The sequence below is a fragment of the Streptomyces sp. FH025 genome, assembly GCF_017427025.1.
Lineage (GTDB): Bacteria > Actinomycetota > Actinomycetes > Streptomycetales > Streptomycetaceae > Kitasatospora.
On record NZ_JAFLNG010000889.1, the window covers coordinates 1 to 2,694 of the forward strand.

Annotated in this window: 3 protein-coding genes; all 3 read right to left on the reverse strand. The window is 73.2% G+C overall.

Annotated features, from left to right (window positions below; all coding sequences use genetic code 11):
• Positions 1–1,116, reverse strand: a 1,116-nt coding sequence (locus J0670_RS35265) for an FAD-binding oxidoreductase (protein ID WP_207816630.1), incomplete at its 3' end; no start/stop codon positions are given.
• 115 nt (positions 1,117–1,231) lie between these two features.
• Complete coding sequence (gene tatC, locus J0670_RS35270) at positions 1,232–2,122, reverse strand: twin-arginine translocase subunit TatC (RefSeq protein ID WP_207816640.1); 891 nt, start codon at positions 2,120–2,122, stop codon at positions 1,232–1,234.
• 127 nt (positions 2,123–2,249) lie between these two features.
• Positions 2,250–2,591 carry a Sec-independent protein translocase subunit TatA gene (tatA, locus tag J0670_RS35275; RefSeq protein WP_207816628.1) on the reverse strand — a complete coding sequence of 114 codons (342 nt, stop codon included), beginning with the start codon at positions 2,589–2,591 and terminating at the stop codon, positions 2,250–2,252.
• Between the last annotated feature and the right edge of the window lie 103 nt (positions 2,592–2,694).

The following is a 2,694-nucleotide window of genomic DNA, read 5'->3' on the forward strand; positions in this document are numbered from 1 at the left end:
GTCCAGCTCCGGCCGCTTCCCGGCCAGCTGCTCGCTGATCAGCAGCCCGGTGGCCGGCGCCAGCCCGATCCCGGCCCCCTCGTGCCCGCAGGCGTGGTGGAGCCCGGGCACCCGGGGGTCGGCCCCGATGGCCGGCAGGTGGTCCGGCAGGTACGGGCGGAAGCCCCGGTAGGTGCGCAGCACGGTGACCCCGGCGAGCACCGGGAACAGCTCCGCGGCCTGGGCGGCCAGCCGGCGCAGCACCTCCTGGGAGAGGCTGCGGTCGAAGCCGACCCGCTCCCGGCTGGCGCCGATCAGCACCGGCCCGCCGGGGGTGCCCTCGACCACGGCGGAGGTCTGCAACCCGGCCGACCCACTGGCCACGTCGGCCACGTAGTCGGCGGCGTAGACCTTGTGCCGGACGATCCGCGGCAGTGGCTCGGTGACCAGGACGAAGCCGCGCCGGGGCAGCACCGGCAGGTGCACTCCGGCCATGGCGGCCAGCTCGCCGCCCCAGGTGCCGGCCGCGTTGACCACGGCGGGCGCGGCGAGCCGGCGCCGGTCGGTCCGTACGCCGCGCACCGCGCCGTCCGGGCCCCGGTCGATGGCCGTCACGGTCTCGCCGGTGATCAGTTCGGCGCCCATCCTGCGGGCTTCGCGCAACAGGTGGGCGGCGGCGAGGGCGGGCTGGACCTGGGCGTCCTGCGGGTAGTGGAAGCCGCCGGCCAGTCCGGGGGCGAGGTGCGGCTCCAGTTCGCGCAGCCGCTCGGCCGGGACCTCCTCGGCGGTCACCCCGACGGCGGCCTGCGAGGCGGCGAAGGCCCGTAGGGCGTCCTGCCCGGTCGCGGTCGAGGCGACCACCACGCCGCCCTTGGGCTCGTACTCCATGGCCGGGCCGAACCGCTCGGCGAGCTCGCGCCAGAGCCGGGTGCTGAGCAGCGCGAGGTCGAGCTCGGGCCCGGGCTCCTTGTCGGAGACCAGCAGGTTGCCCTCGCCCGCGCCGGTGGTGCCCCCGGCGACCGGCCCGCGGTCGACGACGGCGACGGCGAGGCCGGCACGGGCGGCGTAGTACGCGCAGGCGGCGCCGACCACTCCGGCGCCGACCACGACGACATCCAGGGGAGGGCTCGGGTTCATCAGCACGCCAGTAATATGTCACATGCCATCGACCCTGCCAAGACCATCGGAACAGCGAAAAGCCCCGGCCCTCCGCACGGGGCGGAGGGCCGGGGCTTCACGGAGTCCTACCGGCTCAGGTGATGTCGTCCATCTGCTCCCCGCGCGAGGCCGGCACCGGCGCACCCGCCGCCGGAGCCGACGAGGCCTGGACCACCTCGGCGCCCGCCACCGGCTGCACGCTGAGGTCCAGCTGCGAGGCCTCCTCGTCGTCCAGGTCGGCATCGGGGTTGTTGCGCCGCTTGCGCCGGTCGTTGATCATCGCGATCGCCACCGCGAGGAAGTACAGCGCCCAGATCGGCGCGGCCAGCGCCAGCATGCTCAGCGGGTCGGCGCTCGGCGTGGCGAAGGCCGCGAACACCGTGATGCCCATGATCATGCCGCGCCACCAGCCGAGCAGCCGCTTGCCGGAGACGATGCCGACCATGTTCAGCATCACCAGCAGCAGCGGGAACTCGAAGGCGAGGCCGAAGACCAGCACCATCCGGGTGGCGATGTCGAAGTAGTCGTCGGGCGGCAGGATCGGCGTGGTCTGGTCCGGGGTGAACGAGATCAGGACCTGGACGGTGGTCGGCAGCAGCAGGAAGGCACAGGCCACACCAGCCAGGAACAGCGGCGCTCCGCAGATCGCGAAGATCACCGTGTACTTCTTCTCATGGCGGTGCAGACCGGGCGCAACGAAGGCCCACACCTGCCACAGCCACACCGGCACCGCGCCGACCACGCCGGCCGTCAGCGCGACCTTGAGCATCCAGGTGAAACCGGAGGTCAGACCGATGGTGGAGACCTGCGCGCACTTCCCGTGGTACTGGTCTGCGGTCTCCTTGGTGCAGGAGGGCAGCGGCTGCAGCAGGAAGGCTTCGATCTGCTTGTGGAAGATCGCCGCCACGATGGTGATCAGCACGATCGCCAGGACCGACTTGACCACGCGGTTGCGCAGTTCCCGCAGGTGATCGGCGAGGGCCATCCGCCCCTCAGGATCCTTGGGCGCCTTCGGCGCCTTGGAGAGCTTGCTCAACCCCGGTCCTCAACTCGTGCGTCGAGGCCCGCCGGTCGACGGGCCTCCGTGGTCGTGTGCGTCACGTGCGCCGCGCTCAGTGCGGGCGCTCGCCGGGCGCTGCCTGCCCAGCGGTCGGCTCGGCGGTCGACTCAGCCGTCGACCCGGCCGTCGGCTCGGCCACCGGACGGGCCGTGGACGTCGCGCCCGGAGCGGCCTGGACGGCCCTGGCCGGCGGCTGCTCCGCACCGGCCACCTCCGGCGGGACGGGCGGAGCGCCCGCGTCCGGCGAGCCGTCCGAGCGCATCGCCCCGGCCTCGCTCTTCAGGATCCGCATCGACTTGCCCAACGAGCGCGCCAGATCGGGCAGCCGCTTGGCCCCGAACAGCACGATGGCGAACACCACGACCACCACGATCGCGGTCATCGAGAAGCGCATGCGCCGACCACCTTCAGCCTCCGCGGCCCGACAGGCCGTCCGCCGCGGATGGTAACCGCCGCGGATGACGCCCCGACGACGGCCGTCCGAACAGGACAAGCGG

What these genes read in the sequence shown, in the direction of transcription:
- tatC (WP_207816640.1), bottom strand. Translation starts at nt 2,122, where the DNA reads ATGGCCCTCGCCGATCACCTGCGGGAACTGCGCAACCGCGTGGTCAAG.
- tatA (WP_207816628.1), bottom strand. Translation starts at nt 2,591, where the DNA reads ATGCGCTTCTCGATGACCGCGATCGTGGTGGTCGTGGTGTTCGCCATC.